This window comes from Chelativorans salis, from assembly GCF_025336525.1.
GTDB lineage: Bacteria > Pseudomonadota > Alphaproteobacteria > Rhizobiales > Rhizobiaceae > Chelativorans > Chelativorans salis.
On the sequence record NZ_JAOCZP010000002.1, the window covers coordinates 607828 to 624381 of the forward strand.

The 16554-nt window shown below is 63.9% G+C and carries 15 protein-coding genes and 1 pseudogene; 7 read left to right on the plus strand and 9 right to left on the minus strand.

Features of this window, described 5'->3' with window-relative positions; translation table 11 throughout:
* Positions 1-74 precede the first annotated feature (74 nt).
* Positions 75-563, minus strand: coding sequence for a hypothetical protein (locus tag N5A92_RS08935; protein WP_260901902.1), 489 nt, complete (start codon positions 561-563; stop codon positions 75-77).
* Positions 560-811: a hypothetical protein gene (locus N5A92_RS08940; RefSeq protein ID WP_260901904.1), complete on the minus strand. Its 252-nt coding sequence runs from the start codon at positions 809-811 to the stop codon at positions 560-562. Before N5A92_RS08940 ends, N5A92_RS08935 begins: the two co-directional genes overlap by 4 nt.
* 209 nt (positions 812-1020) lie before the next feature.
* Here N5A92_RS08940 and N5A92_RS08945 point away from each other — a divergent pair, with 209 nt between their 5' ends.
* The 3 genes from N5A92_RS08945 to N5A92_RS08955 all read left to right on the plus strand — a co-directional run bounded on the left by N5A92_RS08945 (position 1021) and on the right by N5A92_RS08955 (position 4785).
* The gene (locus tag N5A92_RS08945; RefSeq protein ID WP_260901906.1) at positions 1021-2409 is read left to right on the plus strand and encodes an acetyl-CoA C-acetyltransferase; all 1389 of its coding nucleotides are present in this window, start codon (positions 1021-1023) and stop codon (positions 2407-2409) included.
* Positions 2409-4526, plus strand: coding sequence for a 3-hydroxyacyl-CoA dehydrogenase NAD-binding domain-containing protein (locus N5A92_RS08950; protein ID WP_260901908.1), 2118 nt, complete (start codon positions 2409-2411; stop codon positions 4524-4526). Before N5A92_RS08945 ends, N5A92_RS08950 begins: the two co-directional genes overlap by 1 nt.
* Positions 4527-4602: 76 nt before the next feature.
* Positions 4603-4785, plus strand: a complete 183-nt coding sequence (locus tag N5A92_RS08955; RefSeq protein WP_260901910.1) for a DUF3008 family protein — start codon at positions 4603-4605, stop codon at positions 4783-4785.
* Positions 4786-4790: 5 nt separating this feature from the next.
* Here N5A92_RS08955 and otsA read toward each other — a convergent pair whose 3' ends face one another.
* From otsA to otsB, 3 genes are read right to left on the minus strand one after another with little or no spacing between them, the layout of a single operon-like run.
* Positions 4791-6179 carry an alpha,alpha-trehalose-phosphate synthase (UDP-forming) gene (gene otsA / locus N5A92_RS08960; protein WP_260901912.1) on the minus strand — a complete coding sequence of 463 codons (1389 nt, stop codon included), beginning with the start codon at positions 6177-6179 and terminating at the stop codon, positions 4791-4793.
* A complete protein-coding gene (locus tag N5A92_RS08965) occupies positions 6176-7957 on the minus strand; it encodes a glycoside hydrolase family 15 protein (protein WP_260901913.1) in 1782 nt (593 codons plus the stop codon). Before N5A92_RS08965 ends, otsA begins: the two co-directional genes overlap by 4 nt.
* A gap of 11 nt (positions 7958-7968) precedes the next feature.
* Entirely contained in the window at positions 7969-8730 is a 762-nt protein-coding gene (otsB, locus tag N5A92_RS08970) for a trehalose-phosphatase (protein WP_260901915.1), read from the minus strand.
* Positions 8731-8840: 110 nt separating this feature from the next.
* On the opposite strand from otsB, the gene N5A92_RS08975 reads away from it, so the two are divergent.
* Positions 8841-9281 (plus strand): hypothetical protein, encoded by a 441-nt coding sequence (locus N5A92_RS08975; RefSeq protein WP_260901916.1) that lies wholly within the window; start codon positions 8841-8843, stop codon positions 9279-9281.
* Positions 9282-9311: 30 nt separating this feature from the next.
* Here N5A92_RS08975 and N5A92_RS08980 read toward each other — a convergent pair whose 3' ends face one another.
* Complete coding sequence (locus tag N5A92_RS08980) at positions 9312-10511, minus strand: pyridoxal phosphate-dependent aminotransferase (protein ID WP_260901917.1); 1200 nt, start codon at positions 10509-10511, stop codon at positions 9312-9314.
* Between the two features lie 179 nt (positions 10512-10690).
* On the opposite strand from N5A92_RS08980, the gene N5A92_RS08985 reads away from it, so the two are divergent.
* Entirely contained in the window at positions 10691-11404 is a 714-nt protein-coding gene (locus tag N5A92_RS08985) for a nitroreductase (protein ID WP_260902328.1), read from the plus strand.
* Between the two features lie 36 nt (positions 11405-11440).
* On the opposite strand, the gene N5A92_RS08990 is transcribed toward N5A92_RS08985, so the two are convergent.
* Positions 11441-11917, minus strand: a complete 477-nt coding sequence (locus tag N5A92_RS08990) for an SRPBCC family protein (RefSeq protein ID WP_260901919.1) — start codon at positions 11915-11917, stop codon at positions 11441-11443.
* Positions 11907-12224, minus strand: a complete 318-nt coding sequence (locus tag N5A92_RS08995; protein WP_260901920.1) for an ArsR/SmtB family transcription factor — start codon at positions 12222-12224, stop codon at positions 11907-11909. The genes N5A92_RS08990 and N5A92_RS08995 overlap by 11 nt, the downstream gene beginning before the upstream one ends.
* A gap of 154 nt (positions 12225-12378) precedes the next feature.
* Here N5A92_RS08995 and N5A92_RS09000 point away from each other — a divergent pair, with 154 nt between their 5' ends.
* Together N5A92_RS09000 and alaS are read left to right on the plus strand one after the other, a co-directional pair.
* Positions 12379-12978, plus strand: coding sequence for an EF-hand domain-containing protein (locus N5A92_RS09000; protein WP_260901923.1), 600 nt, complete (start codon positions 12379-12381; stop codon positions 12976-12978).
* A 227-nt stretch (positions 12979-13205) separates the two neighbouring features.
* A complete protein-coding gene (gene alaS / locus N5A92_RS09005) occupies positions 13206-15869 on the plus strand; it encodes an alanine--tRNA ligase (RefSeq protein WP_260901926.1) in 2664 nt (887 codons plus the stop codon).
* A 41-nt stretch (positions 15870-15910) separates the two neighbouring features.
* Here the strand turns inward: alaS and N5A92_RS09010 are convergent.
* Positions 15911-16545, minus strand: a pseudogene (locus N5A92_RS09010) (glutathione S-transferase family protein).
* Positions 16546-16554: the final 9 nt, after the last annotated feature.

Sequence of the window (16554 nt, forward strand, 5' to 3'; positions counted from 1 at the left end):
CAACTGGTCCAATAATACATTTTTGCGGCTCCGGTGGGAGGTGATCATAGCCGGAGACGGCCGGGGAGGACGAATTATTGTCCGGCAGCGCAGCGCTGCAGATCAACCTCGCGCTCTTCCTCATCGGTCTGGAACCGAAGCGTCAGCGTTTCCTCGCCAGTCACCAGGAGCCGGAAATTGCTGCTCGTGCGGCTGTCTTCGGTAGCACAGAAGGCGCTAACCGTCGCCGATCCATCTTCGGAATCGATGTCGCGGATGCTGCAGGTTGCGTCCTCCCAGCGGATGAGGGTGTCGGTGACATAGAGGCCGTTGTTGCCATCCTCCTCCACCGTGGCACATGCTGCCTTGTTGGCCGCCCACGCCCCGCGGATCTGCGTGAATGTCTCCTCCTCGGTGCCGATGCGCAAATCCTCGCGGTCCTCGGGCGCCGGCCTGTCCGGAACGATGAAACGCGAGTCCTCGCCGGGGGGGCTTTCTTCAATCGGACTCTGGCCGTAGGCTGGCATCTGCAGCGCCGCAAGTGCGACTGCGGCCGGCAGTACAACGAAATACCACGTCCTCATTGGCCGCTCCTGTTGCCCTTGCCGAGATCCGTGCGGGCGCGCTTGTCCTTGTCCAACTTTTCGAAGCTCTCCATCGTCTCGTCCGCCTCGCGTCGTGCTTTGGGCTGGGCGTGGCGCTGATTGCGGACGCTCGTCTGATCGTCGCCCTGCAGCCTGTTTTTACCCATCCTCTCATTGGCAAGGTCGGTCGACCTCATCTGGCCGGCGCGATCTCGCTTGCGCGCGTCGTTGGTTTTGTTCGTCGCCATATCGTTCTCCTTTCCCGGAGATTTCCCGGAAGCTGAAAGCCGAACGTTCGGGACGGGTGTGTGGTTTCCAGGCAGCGAACAATTTGCGATAGGAACGATGCGCGCTCGCCCGGCGTTGCGCCAGTAGCGCTGGAGCGGTGGGCAAACCGCGCAAAGGCCCTTATCCTTCCGGCACGCCGGCACGGCAGACGGGCGAATAAGGACAAGCAATGGCTGAAGCATCCAAGACGAAACCGACCCAACGGCGCAGAAGCCCGCGCCGCACATCCACCGCAAAACCCGCAGCGCGCGGCCCCTCCGGTGTATCGCAGGACCGGGCCCGGCCGGTTTATCTGGTCGACGGCGCGCGCACGCCCTTTCTGCGGGCACGGGGCAAGCCCGGGCCATTCACGCCGGTCGACCTTGCCGTGCAATGCGGCCGACCGCTGCTTGCGCGCCAGCCTTTCGCGGCCGAGGACTTCGATTTCGTCATCCTCGGCTGCGTCAACGTCATCGCCGATGAGATGAACCCGGCTCGGGTGGCCGCCCTCCGGCTCGGGATGGGCGACGCCATGCGGGCCTTCAGTGTGCAGATCAATTGCGGCTCCGGCATGCTGTCCATCGACAACGGTTTCCGGATGATCGAGGCCGGCAAGGCTGATCTCGTCCTTGCCGGCGGTGCGGAGGCACTGTCGTATGCGCCGCTGGTATTGTCGAGCAACGCGGCGGCCTGGTTCGGCCGTTTCGCCATGGCCAAGACGGCGTGGGAGCGAGTTGCCGCCATCGGCGCCTTCCGGCCGGATATGGCAAAGCCCGTCATCGGCCTGGAGCGCGGGCTGACGGATCCCGTCACCGACCTTGGCATGGGCCAGACAGCGGAGGTCATCGGCCATATATTCGGTATTGCGCGCGAGGCGGCAGATGCCTACGCGCTGGAAAGCCATCAGCGGCTGGCGCGGGCGCAGGCGGAGGGCCACCTTAAAGGCGAGGTCATCGTCTCGGTCGCCCGCGACGGCACACTTTACGACCATGACGACGGCGTCCGTCCCGACACCTCGATGGAAAAGCTCGCCAAGCTCAAGCCGGCGTTCGAGAAGCCCTACGGTGAGGTCACGCCCGGCAATTCCTCGCAGATCACCGACGGCGCGAGCTGGGTTGTGCTTGCATCGGAAGAGGCGGTGAAGAAGCACAAGCTTGAGCCGTTGGCGCGCGTCGTCGACAGCGAATGGGCGGCCCTTGACCCTTCGATCATGGGGCTGGGGCCGACATTGTGCTGCACCGCCCTGGCCGAGCGGCGGGGACTTGCCCGCGAAGATATCGACCTTTGGGAACTGAACGAGGCTTTCGCCGCGCAGGTGCTCGCCTGCCTCGCCGCCTGGGAAGACGAGGAATACTGCCGCAAGGTACTGGGCCTCGAGGCGCCCTATGGCGCCATCCCCCGCGACCGTCTCAACGTTGACGGCGGCGCGATCAGCCTCGGCCACCCCGTCGGCACGAGCGGAAACCGCATCGTGCTGCACCTTGTCAACGCCATGCGCCGCCTCGGCCTCAAGCGTGGCATGGCCAGCGAGTGCATCGGCGGCGGGCAGGGCGGAGCCATGCTTCTGGAGGTGGTGTGATGACTGTCTCGAAGAGCGTCTGGAAGGTGCTGGAGCCGCGTAACATGGAGCTTGGGCCCCGCGAGGGGAACAAGCCGCATACCCATTGGCGCTATGCCAAGGACGAGGAAGGCATCGTCTGGCTCGTGCTCGACCGGTCCGGGGAGAGCACCAATACGCTGTCGGAAGCCGTGATGAGTGAACTCAACACGGTGCTCGCCGAGGTCCAGGGCCTGGGTGCCAAGGGCCTGGTCATCCGCGCGGCCAAGGAGGGCGGTTTCGTCGCCGGGGCCGATATCCGCGACTTTCGCGGTGTGACGGATGCAGGCGAGGTGGAGGCGCGCATGCGCCGGGCGCACGAGATCGTCGACCGGCTGGCGGACTTACCAATGCCGACCGTCGCCGTCATCCATGGCCACTGTCTGGGCGGCGGGCTGGAGTTGGCGCTCGCCTGTAAGCACCGCATCGCCGTCGCCGGTGCCAGTTTCGGCTTTCCCGAAATCCTGCTCGGTCTGCATCCGGGCCTCGGCGGCACCTTCCGACTACCGGCACTCATCGACCCTATCGAGGCGATGACAATGATGCTGACGGGCCGCACCGTGCACACGAAGAAGGCGAAGGCTCTCGGGCTGGTCGATGCGGTGGTGGAAGAGCGGCATGTGAAGAATGCCGTGCGTGCCGCGGTAGCGGGTCAGACGAAACCTTCGCGCCCCGGCCTGAAGGGAACCGTGCTCGGCCTCGGCGCGGCGCGCCGCATGGCGGCAAGGCGCATGCGCGCCGAGGCGGAGAAGAAAGCACCGAAGAAGCACTACCCGGCACCCCACCGCCTCGTCGACCTTTGGGAAGAGCACGGCGGCGATACACGCGCCATGAAGAAAGCGGAGATACGCTCCTTCTCCGAGCTTCTCGTCGGCGAGACCGCACAGAACCTGATGCGTGTTTTCTTCCTCCGTGAGGGGCTGAAGCGGCTCGGCAAGGGGGAAAGCGGTGTTCGGCGGGTGCATGTGATCGGCGCTGGCACTATGGGCGGCGACATCGCAGCCTGGTGCGCGGCGCGCGGGATGACCGTCAGCCTGACGGATCTCGACCCCAAGGCCATCGCCGGCGCTGTCGGGCGCGCCGCGGCCTTCTACGATAAGCGGCTTCATTCCAGCCTCGACCGGCGTGACGCGCTCGACCGGCTGATGCCGGATTTCGAGGGCGACGGCATCGCCAGGGCGGATCTGGTGATCGAGGCGGTGGCGGAGAAGGCGGAGGTGAAGCGCAAGGTATTCGAGGCCATCACGCCCCGTATGAAGAAGGATGCCATCCTCGCTACCAACACCTCCAGCATCCCGCTCGAGACGCTGCGTGAAGGCCTGCCGTTCCCCGACCGTTTCCTCGGTCTGCACTTCTTCAATCCGGTAACGCGCATGGAGCTTGTCGAAGTTGTTGCCCATGACCAGGCGAGCGAAAAGGCCCTGGCGCGGGCGCATGCCTTTTGCGGCGACATTTCCCGCCTACCGGCGCCGGTGAAGAGCGCACCCGGGTTCCTCGTCAACCGTGCTCTGACGCCGTATCTCGTGGAAGCCTTCACGATGTTCGACGAGGGCGTGCCCAAGGAGACGATCGATGAAGCGGCGAAGGATTTCGGCATGCCGATGGGGCCGATCGAGCTTGCCGACCGGGTAGGACTCGACATCTGCCTGGAGGTGGCGCGCATGCTGAAGGAACGCCTGGACGACCCGATGTCAGAGGTGCCGGACTGGTTGGTAAAGAAGGTCGAAGCGGGCGACACCGGGCGTAAGGCCGGCAGGGGGCTCTATGCCTATGACGAGAAGGGCAAGCTGAAGAGCGATGAAGTGAAGGTGGCGAAGGGCGAGGAGGCACCGCGCGCCGATGCCGAGATGGCCGACCGGCTGGTGCTGCCCATGCTCAACACGCTGGTGCGCTGCCTGCGCGAAGGGGTCGTGGCGGACGAGGAGACGGTAGACGGAGCAATGATCTTCGCTACGGGCTTCGCCCCATTCCGCGGCGGTCCGCTGCACTATGCGCGCAAGCGCGGAGTGGAGGAGGTTGTCGTGACGCTGCGGCAACTGGAGGAGAAGCACGGAGCGCGTTTTGCGCCGGATGCCGGGTGGGACATGCTGAAGGGGTGACGCCTGCGCTGCAGGGGCAACTCGGAACCTTTGTGCGCGTCGGCCGCTTTATGCAGGAACAGCACAGGAGGCGATGATGCCTGCAAAATCCAAAGCGCAGCAGAAGGCGGCCGGTGCCGCGCTGGCGGCCAAGCGCGGTGAAATGCCCAAATCCAAGCTCAAAGGCGCCTCGCGCGACATGGAAAAATCAATGAGCGAGAATCAGTTGGAAGAACTTGCTGAGACGAAGCGGAAGAAGCTGGCGGACAAGAAGAGCTGACGCCGTTACGCCGCATATTTCGTCTCGCCCTTTTCCAGCGCTGCGATGAAGGCGTTCAGCCAGTCTTTGGCGTCGTGCTTGCAAATGCGAGCAAAGAGCGCCTTCTGCCGCTCTTTGCGCTCCTCCAGCGGCATCGTCAGCGCGTGGCATAGGTTTCGCGCCATGTCGTCAACGTCATAGGGGTTGACGATCAGCGCCTCGTGCAATTCCTCCGCCGCGCCCGCGAATTTCGATAGCACCAGCACGCCGGGATTCTCCGATGACTGGGCGGCGACGTATTCCTTTGCAACCAGGTTCATGCCGTCGCGCAGAGGCGTGACAAAACCTACTTGGCTGGCACGGAAGAGGGCGGCCAGCGCGTCGCGCGGCACGATGCCGTGGATATAGCGCACTGGAGTCCAGTTGAAGTCGGCAAACCGGCCGTTGATGGCGCCCGACAGCGCTTCCAGCTCGGTGCGGATCTCCACATAGGCCCCCACCTCCTCGCGCGTGGGCGTGGCGATTTGCATGAGGGCAACCGTCTTGCGCATCTCGGGATAGAGTTCCAGGAGGCGCGCGAAGGCGCGTAGGCGGTCCGGCAGGCCCTTGGTGTAGTCCAGGCGGTCGACGCCGATGATCTGCTTGCGGCCCAGGATTTCACGCCGCTGGGTCTCGATGCTGACTTCGTCGTTCGGCCTCTCGGCCATCTCGACGAATGAATCGACATCGATGCCGATGGGATAGCAGCCGGCAATCACCTCGCGCTTGCCGATCTTGATGCGGCCGTCGGCCTCCATGCGGCAGCCGAGATGATCTTCGACATAATGCTGCAGGTTCCCCTGATCGGTATGGGTCTGAAAGCCGATCACGTCGAATTCGAGCAGGCATTCCACCAGCCAGCGATGGCGCGGCACAGCGGCGAGGATCTCCGGCGGCGGAAAGGGGATGTGCAGGAAGAAGCCGATGCGCTGGGTGCAGCCTCGCTGACGCAGCTCGGCGGCCAGCGGAATGAGGTGATAGTCGTGGATCCAGATGATGTCGTCCTGTTGAAGGATAGACGTGAGCGCGTCAGCGAATTTCGCGTTGACCCGCCGGTAACCGTCCAGGAAAACCGTCTTGTATTCAACAAGATCGAGCCGGTAGTGAAACAGCGGCCACAAGACGCTGTTGGCAAAGCCCAGATAGTACTCCGAATAGTCCTGCTCGGTGAGCGGGATGGTCGCCTGGGTGACGGTGCCGATCTTGCGGATGCGCGGCTCGGGCTGGTCCTCGTATTTCAGCGTTTGACCGTCCCAACCCATCCACACGCCGCCGCGCTGACGCAAGGAATCTGCCAGACCGACGGCCAGGCCGCCCGATTGGGCGGTGCGCGTGAGGTCGGCAACGCGGTTGGAGACGACGACGAGCCTGTTCACACGACGGTCTCCCATGGCTTGGACAGGCGCCGGGCCCCATTGATGATGCCGACCATCGAATAGGTCTGCGGGTAATTGCCCCACATCTCCCCAGTCACCGGATGCGTGTCCTCGGACAGCATGCCAAGGGGGTTGCGGGTCTTCAAGAGCGCTTCGAAGATTTCGCGCGCCTGTTCGCGCCGGCCGATACGTGCCAGCGCGTCGAGGCGCCAGAAGGCGCAAATGTTGAAGGAGACCTCCGGTTTTCCAAAGTCGTCGGCGGCTTCGTAGCGCATCATGTAGGGACCCGTCGCCAACGTTTTCTCAAGCTGATCCACCGTGCTGACAAAGCGCGGATCCTGCGGATCTATGAAGCCCACCTCGGCCATCAGGAGCACGCTCGCGTCGAGTGTCTGACCGCCGAAGCTTTCCATGAAGGCCTTGCGCTTTTCCGACCAGGCTTCGGCCAGAATGCGCTCTTTGATCTCGTTAGCCCTTTCTCTCCAATAGGTAACACGCGCCTTCTCACCCAATCGCGCGGCGATGTGCGCAAGCCGGTCGCAGGCCGCCCAGCACATCAGCGTCGATGACGTGTGAACGCGCGAGCGGGAGCGGAGTTCCCACATGCCGGCGTCCGGCGTGTTGTGCACCTTGTAGGCCTGTTCGCCTGCGGTTTCCAACAGACGGAAATCGGTGATGGTCGGCTTCATCTGGATGCGACGGTCGAAGAAGATCTGCGTGGCGCCCAGGATGACGTTGCCGTAGACGTCGTGCTGATAATGCTCATAGGCCTGGTTGCCGCAGCGCACCGGACCCATGCCGCGGTAGCCGGCGAGATTGTCGATGATGCTTTCCGTTAGATGCCGTTCCCGCCCGACGCCGAAGACTGGTTGCAGATGACCGCCGTCAGAATCGGCCACTAGATCCATGAGATAGCGGAAGTAATTTTCCATCGTCTGCACGGTACCAAGGCTGTTGAGCGCGCGTACCACGAAGAAGGCGTCGCGCACCCAGCAGAAGCGGTAGTCCCAGGTGCGGCCGCTGTCGGGGGCTTCGGGGATACTGGTGGTCATGGCGGCGATGATGGCGCCGGTGGGTTCGTAGGTACACAGCTTCAGTGTAATGGCGGCGCGGATCACCGCATCCTGCCATTCATAGGGCAGCGCCAGGTTGCTGACCCAGTTGCGCCAGTAGCTGCACGTGCGCTCCTCGAAGTCGCGGGCAATCTGGGAGACGCTGCCTTCCAGTGTCTCGTCGGGACCGATGATGATATCGATGGGCGCCGACAGGTTGAAGAAGGTCTCGTCGAGCACGTAGTCGATGGGCGCGTCCGTCGAAAGCCGCAGCGTCATCTCAGGGCCGACATAGCGCACATGGTTCGATCCGCGTGTCCTGTGCGGGCGCACCGTGCCGTATGCGAAGGAAGGTCGCATGCGGATGGAGATGCGCGGCGTGCCGGAAATGGGACGCACGCGCCGCACCAGTGTCTGCGGGCGGAAGATGCGGTCACGCCAGAAGAACCGCGGTGCGCAGTCGACGATCTCCAGAGAGCCGGAGGCTCCGTGCAGTCGCGTCGTCAGCACCGCCGTATTGGAATCGTAGCTCTGCTCGGTTTCCGCCAGGCCCTCGAGCTCGATCGAGAAAAGGCCCTCGCCGGGGTCTTCCTCGCCCCGCAGGAGCGCGTTGAACACCGGATCGCCGTCGAAACGGGGAAGGCAGCACCACACGACGCGGCCTTTGGGATCGATAAGCGCGGAGAAGCTGCAATTGCCGACCACGCCGAGATCGAGTGTCGTCACGATGAAAAATCCTATGCTGTCAATTGACGGGAATCGAAACTGTCGGCCAGAAGACTGAGCCAATCGCGAAAGGCGGCCACGTCCCTGGTGCGGAAGGCTGCGGCGGTGACGCCGTTGCCGATCTTGATGGAAATGCCGCTGGCGCGCGCAATCTCGCGAAAGGCGTCCTCGTCGGTCACGTCGTCACCGGCGAAAAGCGGCACGCGCCCGGCAAACGGCGGCTCTCCCATGAAGGCGGCCACCGCATCGGCCTTGGTCGCCTTGCCGCTTTTGACCTCGATAACCATCTTGCCGTGCAGGATGTGCAGGCCTTTGAACCCATCCACTGCTTCATGTACGGCGGCGGCACATGCCTCGGCAAGCTCGGGGCGCTGGCGGTAGTGCAGGGCCAGCGAGCCCGACTTGGCCTCCACCATGGTGCCCGGATGGGCCAGCGTGAAGGCGCGCAGCTTCTCCTCCATAGCGGCAAATTTCGCGCGGTCGACCGTTGCCGTGGTGCGTTTGCCTCCGGCCGCCCGGCGCTCCAGCCCGTGCACACCGGCGACTGGTAGGCAGAGCGGTGCGAGGAAGTGGTCGATGTCAGCGATGGGCCGACCCGTCACGATAGCGAGCGCGCCACGCGTACTCTTTTCCAGGCGGGCCAGTACCTCACGCGTCGGCAAGGGAACCGAAACGGCGTCCGGATGCTCGGCGAAATCCGCCAGCGTGCCGTCGAAGTCCAGGAAAATCGCGGTATTCTCCGGTTTCAGACCCGAATGATCGAAAGATGTCAAAGGTGCTGGTTTTACGGCCATATTGTCGCGAGAAAGACGTGGAATCACTAAGCCTTGGGAGTGGCCACGGCCATGCTAGGCTATGGTCGGGCGATTGTGAAGGAAGCCACGTGCGGAGGCACAGGAAACTTGACGCCTCCGCCGCGCATTTCGACGCCAGATATGCAGGTTTTGCCGTTTCGGCAAGACTGGGTATTTTAGAAAAGGAAATGGACATGAATCTATTTGGCGGGAAAAAAGGAATTGCGGTGTTGGCCGGCTTGCTGGCCTATCTTGCCCTGGTCGCGGCGGCACAAGCGCAACGGGCGGACGTCCGCGGCTTCACCTGCAAGGAGGCCAGAGCGATGCTGGTCGAGAAGCGTGCGGCGGTGCTGTCCACCGGCCCCAACACGTATGACCGCTTCGTGATTCACGAGCACTATTGCCCCATTGGCCTTACCACAAAGCCCGCCTGGGTGCAGACGAGCGACAAGCAGGCCTGCAAGATCGGCTACACCTGCGTGGTCGATACAGACGACGATGACCGCTGGTGGTGGCTGCGGCGGCGGTAGCGCCATTTACCGCGGGGATAGGTAGAACGCTCACTCGGCGGCGTTTCGATCTCCAGGCGCTTCGGTTCGGCCGATGAATCTCCGCAGTCTTGCCGCCGCCTCGCGCAAGATGGGCTCCTCCTGGCACATCGAAACGCGGATATGGCCTTCGGCTGCCGCGCCGAAGCTAGTGCCGGGCATCACCGCGACATTCTCCGTCTCCAATAATTCCCAGGCGAAGGCCTCGCAGTCGGCGTTCACCCGCGAGATGTCGAGCATGACATACATGCCGCCTTCCGAGCCGCGCACCGCGACCCCGTTGAGCCCGCGGACGGCTTCCAGAAAGGCCTCGCGGCGGGCGGCGTAGCGGGCGGCGATCTCCTCGACGCCGTGGCCGTTCTCGACCGCCGCCGTCGCGGCGCGTGAGACGAAGTCGACCATGCCGTAGCTTGAGACGAGGTTGAGGCTGATAAGGTGCCGAACGAAATCGGCCGGCGCGGTCAGCCAGCCGACGCGCCAGCCGGTCATGCCGTGGCTCTTCGACAGCGAGTTGACCACCAGCGTACGCTCCTTCATTCCCGGAAGCGCGCGCGGCGATACATGCTCGCGCCCGGCGCGGATGGTCCAGTAGACCTCATCGGAGATGAGCCACAGGTCGTGCTTCCGGCAGAGTTCGGCGATGGCCTCCATCGTGGCGCGGGAGTAGACGGCGCCGGTGGGGTTGTTCGGTGAGTTGACGAGGATCGCCCTGGTCTCGGGCTGGATGGCCTCGGCGATTGCCGCCGCGCGCGGCTCGAAGCCATCATCGGAGCGCGTTTCCACTTCGGTGAACGTCGCGCCGGCCGCGCGCACGGTGCCGGGATAGGTGGCGTAGTAGGGCGAGACGATGATCGCGTGGCTGCCGGGGTCGAGCACACCCTGGCAGGCGGCGAACAGCGCGCCCTGGCCGCCCTGGGTAACGATGATCTCTTCCGGCACGGTCTCGACACCCGTGCACTCGCTGGAAAGCCGCGCCAGGCCCTCGCGCAGACGCGGCAGGCCGGGGAGCTGGATATAGTGATGATGGCCGGTACGCACCGCCTCCACGCAAGCGGCGACGGTTTCGTGCGGCGTATCGAAATCATGGTCGCCGACCGACAGCATCAGGATGTCCTCGCCCGCCTGCTTGCGTGTCATGGCGGCGAAATGGACTTCCCAGCCGTCCTTGCCTGAAGGAACGATGCCGGTGATGCGCTTCGAGGGTAGGGGCATGGTGTCGGGATCCTGTGAACGGTTTCGCCTGCCTATAACCGATAAGGCTGCCGGTGCGGTATAGAAGAAAGCGGCGATGTTTTACCGGGATTGCACCGTCGCGGGTTGCCGCACCCCTGCGATGCCCGCTATAGCCGCGCGAGGCAGGAACCGGGAATGAAGAGCTGCAGCTGATGAATATGCTGGCACCGGACAAGAAGAAGATAGCGGATCAGGGCGATGCGGCGGCCGTCGACGACGCCATCACGTCGCGCCGCTCGGTGCGCGCCTTCCTGCCCGACCCTGTGGACGAGAAGACGATCCGCGACATCCTCAGGGTCGCCTCGCGCGCCCCGTCGGGCACTAACATGCAGCCGTGGAAGGTCTATGTGACGACGGGCGAGGCCAAGGCGCGGCTTGCCGAAGCGATCCTGTCATCAGGCATCCGCGCCGAAAAGGTCGAGTGGGACGAGTACAAGTACTACCCGGACAAGTTCTTCGAGCCCTATCTGTCGCGCCGTCGCGCCGTCGGCTATGCCCTCTACAGCCTTCTGGGCATTGGCCGCCGCGAGGTGGAGAAGATGCGCGCCCAGCACGACCGCAACTTCGTCTTCTTCGATGCACCCGTGGGCATGATCTTCACCATCGACCGGCGGCTCAACAAGGGCTCCTGGGTCGATCACGGCATGTTCCTGCAATCGATCATGATAGCCGCGAGGGCGAGGGGCCTGCACACCTGCCCGCAAGCCGCCTTTGCACCCTACCACCGCTTCATCCGGCCCATCCTCGACATCCCCGAGGAGGAGATCGTCGTATGCGGCATGGCGCTCGGCTATGAGGATCCATCGAAACCGGAGAACCGTTTGCGTAGCGAGCGGGCGCCGTTGGAAGATTGGGCCACCTTCCACAGGTGACGCCTCGCTGCTTCTCTTATCGCGGCATGTCGCAGGTCAGGCGGCGCGCCGACCCCACCGCCGCTTTGTTCCAGGCAGTGCCTCTCCTGTCTCCAGCAGCGTCTTCAGGCTCGATAGAATGGCGGGCCAACCCTGGCTCACGGCGGTGAGCTTCTTCGGGTCACGCTCCAGGCCTTCATGCGTCACCGTCAGACGAACAGAATCGTGGGCCGGCTCGATTTCGAAGGTGACGCGCGAATGCTTGCTTACGTCGCCCGCATCTTCGGGATCGGCCCATGTCACCACCAGGCGGCGCGGAGGATCGCTCTCCACCACCTCGCCCGCGACATCGACGATAGAAGAATCGTCGTAATTCTGGTGCTCCCAGCGCGAGCCCGGCATCCAGTCCGACACATTGCGGCTCCGGCCCCAGTAATCTTTCGTCATCTCAGGATCTTGCAGGGCCTGCCAGAGCTTTTCCGGCGTGGTGGCGATATAAATTGCATAGACGAAGCTCGGCTTCTCAGTGCTCATTCTCCAGTCCTTTCTTCAAAGCAGCGAGGGCTGCGACCCGATTGCGGTCGTACTTGCTCATCCAGCGCTCGGCGATATCGCCGATCGGCACGGGGTTCAGATAGTGGAGCTTCTCCCGTCCCCGACGCACGGAGACGACGAGGTTCGCTTGCTCCAAGATTTCCAGATGCTTGGTGACCGCCTGCCGAGTTATCTCCAGCCTCGCGCAAAGCTCGCTCAAGGTCTGCCCGCTCCTAGCATGGAGCCTGTCGAGCAGCTCGCGTCGGCTCCGGTCGGCAAGCGCCTTAAACACCAAGTCTGCATCCATGGGCGGATAATGTGCAACTAAATGGTTGCATGTCAAGAGCTGGTGTGAAGGCAGATTACGAAAATGTAATTTCCCCGAAAGCACCACGTAATGTGGGGCATGTCAGAAAATCTGCGTCCCAAGCCGCCCCAGCGGTAAACCAAGGAGTGAACGCATGCTTCGTAAGGTCCTTCTTCCTGCACTCGCCTTTTCACTTATGACGGGAACCGCCGCACTGGCGCAAAGCGAGGCAGAGGCCGACAAGCCCGCCGTCGCCCTCAAGCACGGCGAGAAGATGCGCGGCAAGATATTCAGCCGCTTCGATCAGGACGACGATGGGACGGTGATTGCGGAGGAATTCGGCGGCGAGCGTTTGAAAGCCCTGCAGGCGGCCGATACGGACGGCGACGGCGCCCTCTCTCAGGAAGAGCTGGTAACCTATGTCACGAAGCGCGAGTTCGAGCGCAGGGCCGAGCGCATGACGCGGATGCTCGATATCGACGGTGACGGAACCGTCACGCTTGCCGAGTTCGAGAACCATCAAGGCGAGCGCTTCGCGCTTCTGGACCGTGACGACAACGGTGAGTTGAGCGAGGACGAGCTTCGCCGTGCCGCCGAGGACTTCCGCGCCATGCACAGGGGCGGCATTCAAGACGGTCCGCGCTTTGCCATGCGCCATCGCGGACCCGGCCCCCGCTTCAAGCATATGCGTATGCACAAGATGGCCCCTATGATGGGTGACGAAGGCGCCGATGGCGAGGAAATGCAGGAGTAGTGCCTCCTCAAGGCAAAGGCTCATTCACCTTGGAACCCGGCGGGTAGGCGCTGGGTTCTTTCATTTCCGGCCGAGCGCAAGGTGCCCGGGCGGAAACGTGGACGTACTGCTCCTCGGCACATTTGCCGCAAGTAGCGGCGGGATTTCTGGACAGCTTCAAGCGTGGGCGCTAAAAGGCTGCGATCCTCTTCCCGCGCGCATAGCGGGCTTCTCGCAAAGGCAAATACATGAGTGGCGTCAACGACATCCGGTCGACTTTTCTCGACTATTTTGGAAAGAACGGGCACGAGATCGTGGCTTCGGGCCCGCTCGTGCCGCGCAACGACCCCACACTCATGTTCACCAACGCCGGCATGGTGCAGTTCAAGAACGTGTTCACAGGTCTCGAGACGCGCCCCTACAACCGTGCCGTCACCGCACAGAAATGCGTGCGCGCCGGCGGCAAGCACAATGATCTCGATAATGTCGGCTACACCGCTCGCCATCACACCTTCTTCGAGATGCTGGGCAATTTCTCCTTCGGCGACTATTTCAAGGACGTCGCCATCGAACTCGCCTGGAACTTGATCACGAAGGAATTCGGGCTCGATCCGAAGCGCCTTCTTGTCACCGTCTACCACACGGACGACGAGGCGGCCGGCCACTGGAAGAAGATTGCCGGTCTTCCCGACGATCGCATCATCCGCATCCCCACCAGCGACAATTTCTGGGCCATGGGCGATACCGGCCCCTGCGGTCCGTGCTCTGAGATATTCTACGACCACGGTGAGGAAATCCCCGGTGGCCCACCCGGAAGCCCCGATGAGGACGGCGACCGCTTCATCGAGATCTGGAATCTCGTCTTCATGCAGTTCGAGCAGGTCACGTCGGAAGAGCGCGTCGACCTGCCGCGCCCGTCGATCGACACCGGCATGGGGCTTGAGCGCGTGGCCGCCGTGCTGCAGGGCGTGCACGACAACTACGAGATCGATCTTTTCAAAGCGCTCATCCACGCCTCCGAGGAGGCGACCGGTGTAGTGGCGGAGGGCCGGCAGCACGCCAGCCACAAGGTCATTGCCGACCACCTGCGCGCCGCAAGCTTCCTCATCGCGGACGGCGTGCTGCCGTCGAACGAGGGGCGCGGCTATGTGCTGCGCCGCATCATGCGCCGCGCCATGCGCCACGCCCAACTCCTGGGTGCGGAGGAGCCGCTGATGTGGCGGCTCGTACCGGCGCTGGTGCGCGAGATGGGCCAGGCCTATCCAGAGCTGTCCCGCGGCGGTCCGCTCATCGCCGAGACTTTGAGGCTCGAGGAGACACGCTTCCGCAAGACGCTGGCGCGTGGGCTCAACCTTCTGTCCGATGCCACCGAGGGCATGGGGGAGGGCGCCCGCCTCGACGGCGAGACCGCCTTCAAGCTTTACGACACCTATGGCTTCCCGCTCGACTTGACCCAGGATGCGCTACGCCAGCGCGGCATCTCCGTCGATCTCGACGGCTTTAATGCCGCCATGGAGCGTCAGAAGGCCGAAGCGCGCGCCGCCTGGGCCGGTTCCGGCGATGCGGCGGCGGAGGCCGTCTGGTTTGCCGTCAAGGACAAGGCCGGCGCCACCGACTTCCTCGGCTACGAGACGGAAGAGGCCGAAGGTGTGGTGACCGCGCTCGTCAAGGATGGCGCGATCGTCGAGCAGGCTGCGGAAGGCGAGGAGGTGGCCATCGTCACCAATCAGACGCCCTTTTACGGCGAGTCCGGTGGTCAGGTGGGTGACGCCGGTGTGATCGAAAGCGAGGGCTTCACCGTAGCCGTCAACGATACGCAGAAGAAGGGTGAAGGCCTGCTGGTGCATTTCGGTAAGGTGGCCAAAGGTGAGGTCAAGACCGGCGAGGAGGTATCGCTGCACGTCGACCATGACCGCCGCACCCGCATCCGCGCCAACCATTCGGCGACCCATCTGGTCCACGAGGCGCTGCGCGAGGTACTGGGCACCCATGTCGCCCAGAAGGGCTCGCTGGTCGCTCCCGACCGGCTGCGCTTCGACTTCTCGCACCCCAAGCCGATCAGCGGCGATGAGCTTTCCCGCATCGAGGACATCGCCAATGAGATCGTGCTGCAGAATGCGCCAGTCGTCACGCGCCTGATGGCGGTGGACGATGCCATCGCGGAAGGCGCCATGGCGTTGTTCGGTGAGAAGTACGGCGACGAGGTGCGCGTCGTGTCCATGGGGACCGCCACGAACGGCGAGAAGGCCGGCAAGACCTATTCGCTGGAGCTGTGCGGCGGCACCCATGCCGCCGCCACCGGCGATATCGGTCTCGTGCATATCGTCGACGAAGGCGCGGTTGCCGCCGGCGTGCGCCGCATTGAGGCGCTGACGGGTGCTGCCGCCCGCCGTCATCTGGACGAGCAGGAGCGTCGGCTGAAGGAGGCGGCCTCTGTGCTCAAGGTCTCACCGTCGGATGTGGTTCCGCGCCTTGAGGCGCTGGTGGAGGAGCGCCGCAAGATGGAGCGGGAGCTTTCCGAAGCGCGGCGCAAGCTTGCGCTCGGCGGCGGTACGGCCGGCGAGGGCGCCGGCGACCGGCAGGAGGTGGGTGGAGTCGGCTTCATAGGGCGCGTGGTGGACGGCATTGCGCCGAAGGACCTGAAGCCGCTGGCCGACGAGGGCAAACGCTCGCTCGGCTCCGGCGTCGTCGTCTTCGTCGGCACGTCGGAAGAGGGCAAGGCCAGTGTGGTCGTCGGCGTCACCGACGATCTCACCGCCCGCTTCAGCGCCATCGACCTGGTACGCGCCGCCTCTGCGGCCATCGGCGGCAAGGGCGGCGGCGGCCGCCCCGACATGGCGCAAGCCGGCGGACCGGATGGCGCGAAAGCGGCTGCTGCTGTCGAGGCTGTGAGGGCGGCGGTGGCGGGGTAGGGAGAACTGTGCGATCTCGGCTCTTCAGTACGCTTTGACTGTCAAGATCCGGGTTCGGTCGCCTTGACGCTTGGCCGAGCCGAGATGTGCTCCCACCAGGCCACGAGCGCGGGGTGCTCGTACAAAAGCGCGCGTCCCTCCTCGGCCTTCACGAAATAGGCGAAGATCGGGGCTGGAGGTCCGCGAGGGTCAGCCGCTCGCTGCATAGCCATGCGCCGTTTGATTTGAGGTGCGAAAGCGTCGCAAGACACGTTGCCGCCTTGAGGAGCGCGGCGGCGACTTTGGCTTCGTCCGTCGCCTTGCCCTCTCTCTCCTTTGAAACCCTTTCGACGTAGATGTCCCAAACTAACGTGCGGTAGGCATAGGCGTCGAGAATGCAGATGATCTGGTTCATCCGCGCTCGCTGGCGCGCGTCGCTCGGCTGCAGCGCGGGCCCCGGAAACGCCTCATCGATATAGCGGGAGATCGCGGCGGTCTCGAAAAGGCGGAAATCGCCGTCTTCAAAGGCGGGGATGCGCCCGAAAGGCTGGTGATCGAGATACCAGGCCGGCACCCCCTCCTTCGAAAAGACGTCGACCGGCACAAGCTCGTGGTCGACGCCCTTTTCCATCAGGACAAGCCGCGCATTGCGGACATAGACACTGTAATCTGCTCCGAAGAGGCGCGGCTTGCCCATTGTCTCCGC